This window comes from Chryseobacterium sp. CG10_8, assembly GCF_058117085.1.
This window is the reverse complement of sequence record NZ_JBYVEB010000141.1, coordinates 1-6,026: the sequence shown is the minus strand read 5'-3', so window position 1 is coordinate 6,026 and position 6,026 is coordinate 1. Positions and strand designations below refer to the sequence as shown.

Genomic DNA, 6,026 nt, shown 5'->3' with positions numbered 1-6,026 from the left:
TAAAAATTAATTAAAATTAAAACTTACAATTATGAAAACATCCTTATTTTTTTTCGTTTTTGTAAGTTTTTTATTTTCATGCAATCGTGATTCAACACCCTCCACTGCGGATGAAAATCGACTTACATGTCAACAAAGCACCGTTATCAGTGCTACTGAATTTGCAAACACATCAGCGTATAACAGTGTACAAGCACTTTCGTTAAACAGTAATTGTATGACGATTGATTATGCTGGAAGTGGATGCTCCGGAAGTACCTGGGTCTTAACTCTGGTCACCGACGGACAAGTAGATTATACTACAAATCCGGTTACTCGCAAACTGAAATTAGGTTTCGAAAATCAGGAAGCATGCTTAGCTTATTTTTATAAACAAAGGAGTTTTGATGTAAGTCAGCTTCAAGTTGCAGGACATAATTCTGTGAAGCTCGTGCTGGAAAATACCAATCAAAGTATTGTATATCAATATTAAAAAAGGACTCCAATTGGAGTCCTTTTTATTTTTATCGTGCTGGTTGTTGCTTCACAAATTTCAAAAGCAAAAGTTCGCCTTGATAAAGATGCAATTCGGTTGCACTTACTTTATACTTATTAACTTTCGACATCATACTAAGAAAACTTCGCTCACCAGACATATCTGGACAAGCCTTTCTTGTACTTGCCAATGCTCCTGCAACAAAAGTCCCATCTTCTGCGTTGATAGTAGCATTTCCAGAATAATTATTACATCCAGAGTTTCCAGAGATCTGTCCCTGTGCGATATTAAGAGTCGGAGTCGTACCCGATACATTTTCTGCTAAAACCCAACTTGAGTTATCCAGCAGAATTTTTGTTTCTTTCTTCGAGTTAGAGGCGGTACAAGCCACCACCAAAAAAGAAACCACAAAAAGAACAATAAGCTTTTTCATAATCAATTTAATTAAATTCATGTTATTAGTGAAACGATTTATTAATCGTTATATTTTTCATGGGTTATCTTAATTCTGCAGAAAATTCCTTTTCAAATGTCTTGATAAGAGAATTCATTACAGCAGAAATTTCTTGCTCTTCCAAAGTTTTCTCTTCATTCAAAAGTTCGAAGCTTAAAGCATAAGACTTCTTCCCTTCTGGTAGATTCTTTCCTTCGTACACATCAAAAAGATTAATTTTCTTCAAATAAGTGGAAGGATTTTTTCTTGCAGCCTTGTACAAAGATGCATAAGTTACCTCCTTATCAATTAACAAAGCCAAATCTCTTCTAATCTTGTTGAATTTCGGAATTTCAAAAAACTTCATTGAAGAATTCTCTCTAATTTTCTGAACTTTCTCCACCTCGATTTCTGCATAGAAACAATCTTGGTCGATATCGAAATCTTTTAACATTTTTGGTGAAACCTTACCCATTCGAGCAATGACTACACCATCCATCTTAATTTGAAGTCCATCGGAAAAACGAGCGTCCTCAATTGCTTCCTCTTCCAATTCTTGAGACAAAATTGACTCCAAAAGAATATTGACATATCCCTTTAGATAAAAGAAGTCTGTCGAAGACTTAGGAAGCATCCAATTTTCTGCTTGATTTCTTCCTGTAACTAATATCGCTAATTGCTTACGTTCTTCGTACTTCTCTTTTTTGTGATAAATTTTCCCAAATTCGAAGAACTTAATATCTTGATTCTTACGATTGATATTGTAAATCGTGTTCTCCAAAAGTCCATCCAACAAAGAAGTTCTCATAGAAGAAAGCTCCTTACTCAAAGGATTAAGCAATGTAACCACTCCTTCTTCTCCTTCCTTAACCGACGTTAAAGAATTATTCATCACTTCGAGGAAACCATTACCCTGAAGCCTTCTCGCCCAAGTATTCTCTAATTCGTCCAAATCATTGAACGACAGTTTCACAGGAGAGAAAGAAATTTTCTTCGGAGCATCAATTTTGTTGTATCCATAGATTCTCAAAATCTCCTCTATAACGTCGATTTCTCTCGTTACATCCGCACGATAAGCTGGAATCGAAATCTCTAAACCATTAGGAATCTCATTCAAAATCTCAATTTCTAAAGATTGCAAAATTTCCTTCACTTTTTCGCGGTGAATTTTTGCACCTAATATTTCTTCGATTTTCGAAAATCTTATGATGACATAATGATTCTCAATCTTTTTCGGATAATGTTCTAACAACTGACCAACCAATTTTCCACCTGCAACTTCATGAAGTAATTTAATTGCATGAGTTATCGCTGTCCTTGTCAAGTTAGGATCTACCCCTCTTTCGAAACGGAAAGATGCATCGGTATTCAATCCATGGAATTTAGCACCTTTTCTTACAGTAACTGGGTCAAAGTAAGCACTCTCTAAAAACACAGTTGTTGTACCTTCAGAAACTCCAGAAGTAGCTCCCCCAAAAACTCCAGCGATACACATTGGATGATTTTTTCCATCTTTAATCATCAACTCTGTACCATCCAATACTCGCTCCACTCCATCCAAAGTCGTGAATTTGGTTCCCTTTTTACTCACTCCAACGATGACCTTTTTACCCTCGATTTTATCAGCATCAAAAGCATGAAGTGGCTGACCCAAATCATGAAGAATAAAATTGGTAATATCCACCACATTGTTAATCGGCGAAAGTCCAATAGCTTGTAAACGATTCTTTAACCAAGCTGGAGATTCAGCTACTTTGATATTCTCAATTACTGCACCAATATAGCGTGGACAAAGTGCATTGTCTTCGACTTTTAATTCGAAATCTTGCTGTCCTTCGATTTGTAAAGTTTCGGATTTTGTTTTAGTAAATTCCGAATTCAATTTGTTGGAAACCAAAAAGGCATTAAGGTCTCTTGCAACACCATAATGCGACATTGCATCGGTACGATTAGGCGTTAATCCAATCTCGAATACCTCATCCTGAACAATATCAAAATACGCTTTAAAAGGTTTTCCTACTTCGAATTTTTCCTCGTCCAAAACCATAATTCCGCCATGGTCATCGCTAAGACCCAACTCGTCTTCTGCACAAATCATTCCTTGAGATTTCTCTCCTCTGATTTTGGCTTCTTTGATTTCGAAAAAGCTTCCGTCTTTAGCATAAATCTTGGTTCCAACGACTGCCACTGGAACAGTTTGTCCAGCTTCTACGTTAGGAGCACCACAGACGATGTTAAGAATCTTTTTGTTTCCTACATCAACGGTTGTCAGCTTCAACTTATCTGCATTAGGATGCTTTTCGCAGGTCAATACTTTTCCTACAACAATCCCTTCTAATCCGCCTTTGATGTTTTCAAAACGGTCAATACCTTCCACTTCCAGACCAATATCCGTAAGATATTCGCCTATTTTATCAGGTTTTAGTTCTGTTTTGATATAGTCTTTTAACCAGTTATTTGATATTTTCATTTATACGATTTCAGATGTTAGATTTCAGATTGAAGACAATCTGATAATTTGCAAATATCGTTATTTTTGAACTGATTCGAAAACAGATGAAGCAAAATTTTAGCCCCGGTTGAAGCGGCATCCTTTTTCTTTTTTTTCGCGGTGGGAATGAAGCCTTTCACGGTTTTGAAAGCCGAAAGACTTGGCAAAAAAAAGAAAAAGATACAGCGAAAAACGGGCGAGTCACCTCGGAAACAGACCAATCGTGTTGCTCCAAAAAAAAGAGATTCGGAAAAATAATTCCAAATCTCTTAATATCTTATTTTTCTTTTCAAAAAAAATTACATTCCAATCACTGGCATCGAAAGCATCAAGATAGATTCTTCCGCATCTAATCCATCAATTGGTTCCAAAATACCTGGTTTGTTAGGCTGAGACATCTTCAGAGTTACATCTTCTGAATTAAGTACAGAAAGCATCTCCGTTAAAAACTTAGAACTGAATCCAATATTGATATCGTCTCCATTGTAGTCACAAGGTACTTGCATGTCTGCCTTGTTAGCATAATCTGTATCTTCTGCATGAAGATGCAAAATATTTCCAGAAAGCTTGAATCTTACTTGATTAGTGGATTTGTTTGACATAATCGATGCTCTTCTGATAGCTCCTAAAAGTAGGTTACGATTAATGGTCAAAACATTAGGATTATCTTTAGGAATTACCGCAGAATAGTTAGGATATTTTCCCTCGATAAGACGACATATCCATGTGTTTTTATCAAACGTGAACTTCGCCATATTATCATTGAACTCAATCAAAACTTCGTCTTCTCTGTTTCCTAAAATATTTTTGAAAATCGAAAGCGGTTTCTTTGGCATAATGAACTCCATCGGTTCCGCGATTAGATCTTTTCTTTTGTAAACCACCAAACGGTGAGAATCGGTTGCAACGAAATTGGTTTCGTCTTCTTTGAACTGGAACAAAACACCAGTCATCACAGGACGAAGAGAATCGCTACTGGTAGCAAAAAGCGTATTGCTCAAAGCTTCTGCCAATACTCCTGAAGAAATCTTCACGCTTTCTGAAGCGCTGAACTCAGGCAAATCCGGATAATCGTCTGCATGGTCAAGTGCAACAGCAAAATTGTCTTTCTCATCCAAAATCTCAAGAACATTACCTGTCCCTTCTTCGTTGTCTTTAACTACCAAAGTCAAAGGTTGCTCCGAATAAGTCTTTACAAAATCTTGAAATATCTTCGCAGGAACTGCGATTTTTCCTTCTTCGTCAGACTTTACTTCAAGAGAAGTCACCAAAGTGGTTTCGCCGTCAGAAGCAGTAATTGTTAATTGGTTTGTACCAATTTCGAAAAGATAATTTTCCAAAATTGGTCTTGATTGTGAAGTGGAAATTACTCCACTGACAGTTTGTAATGCTTTTTGTAATTCGCCACTTGAAACAATAAATTTCATCTGCTAAATTGGTTTTATGTATCTTTTTATATGAAAAGCTTTTGAATATTAATCCAACCGCTCTCTTAAGAATGATTAATTTTACAAATATAATGATTTGACTTTGAAAAGGAAAACGAAATCTATTCTATCTTTGTAAAAATATCCACAATGAGAAAGCCATCGCTGTATAAAAGTTTCCTTCACGCCTTCCGTGGCATTCACACCATGTTGTTGACTGAAAGAAATTTCCAAATTGAGATTTTTGCGTTGATTATCAATATTTTTCTAATTGCATTCCTGAAACTTAACTCTATTGATACTGCCATTATTTTGTTGGCTTGTTTTGCGGTTTTGAGTGCAGAAATCTTCAATACCGCCATCGAAAAAATCTGCGACATGATTGAACCCGAATACGACGAACGAATCAAATTTATCAAAGATATTTCCGCAGGTGCAGTGACTTTGTTATGTTTTGTAGCTGTTTTGGTGGGTTGCTTAGTGTATCTTCCGTACTTATCGGGGTGTTGCGAGTTTTTGGGATGATGTTCAGGGTTTAGGATTTAGGGTTTAGGGTAAAAAATTAGGGTTTAGAGATGAATTTCATGGTACTTAAACTCGAAACTCAAAAAACTCCAAACCCTAAAGTATAAACTTTACGCAGAATATTATTCAAAATACTCTACGCCATTCCTAAAAATATAGTTAAATCTTAATAATTTGTCATGATATATTTGGTTGTCATTCTGAGCACAGACTGAAGGTCTGCGAACGAAGTTCTGAAGTGGAGTCGAAGAATCTATATAGATGCTTCCTTCGTCAGCATGACATTTTAAATAGATTTGACTATATCGTAATAATTTGCTGTCAGAATATTTGAGATAAAATTCCCGCGGATTACACTAATTCTTCTTTTTGAGTAAAAAAATCTACGGAATCTGCGGGAAAATAATTTCCTGAAATACTCTACCCCATACTTGAAAATACTGTGATAAATAGCAGCCGAAATAACTACAACGAAATTCCCGCAGATTACACTGATTCTTCGTTTTGTGTAAAAAAATCTACGGAATCTGCGGGAAAATAATTTTCTGAAATACTCTACTCCTTTCCTGAGAATATTTTAATAATTGTAGTCGAAATAACTGAAATAAAATTCCAGCGGATTACACTAATTCTTCTTTTTGAGTAAAAAAATCTGTGGAATCTACGGGAAAATAA

The 6,026-nt window shown here is 35.8% G+C and carries 5 protein-coding genes; 2 read left to right on the top strand and 3 right to left on the bottom strand.

Translation table 11 applies throughout. The features are described from left to right. Positions 1 to 31 precede the first annotated feature (31 nt). A complete protein-coding gene (locus tag AC4AGG_RS14995) occupies positions 32 to 472 on the top strand; it encodes a hypothetical protein (protein ID WP_489772829.1) in 441 nt (146 codons plus the stop codon). 31 nt (positions 473 to 503) lie between these two features. On the opposite strand, the gene AC4AGG_RS14990 is transcribed toward AC4AGG_RS14995, so the two are convergent. The 3 genes from AC4AGG_RS14990 to dnaN all read right to left on the bottom strand — a co-directional run bounded on the left by AC4AGG_RS14990 (position 504) and on the right by dnaN (position 4,826). After that, positions 504 to 908: an META domain-containing protein gene (locus AC4AGG_RS14990; RefSeq protein ID WP_489772828.1), complete on the bottom strand. Its 405-nt coding sequence runs from the start codon at positions 906 to 908 to the stop codon at positions 504 to 506. Positions 909 to 972: 64 nt separating this feature from the next. Then, complete coding sequence (pheT, locus tag AC4AGG_RS14985; RefSeq protein ID WP_489772827.1) at positions 973 to 3,378, bottom strand: phenylalanine--tRNA ligase subunit beta; 2,406 nt, start codon at positions 3,376 to 3,378, stop codon at positions 973 to 975. Between the two features lie 320 nt (positions 3,379 to 3,698). Further along, positions 3,699 to 4,826 (bottom strand): DNA polymerase III subunit beta, encoded by a 1,128-nt coding sequence (gene dnaN, locus AC4AGG_RS14980; RefSeq protein ID WP_489772826.1) that lies wholly within the window; start codon positions 4,824 to 4,826, stop codon positions 3,699 to 3,701. Positions 4,827 to 4,976: 150 nt separating this feature from the next. Here dnaN and AC4AGG_RS14975 point away from each other — a divergent pair, with 150 nt between their 5' ends. Next, positions 4,977 to 5,351: a diacylglycerol kinase family protein gene (locus AC4AGG_RS14975; protein WP_489772825.1), complete on the top strand. Its 375-nt coding sequence runs from the start codon at positions 4,977 to 4,979 to the stop codon at positions 5,349 to 5,351. The last annotated feature ends 675 nt before the right edge of the window (positions 5,352 to 6,026 follow it).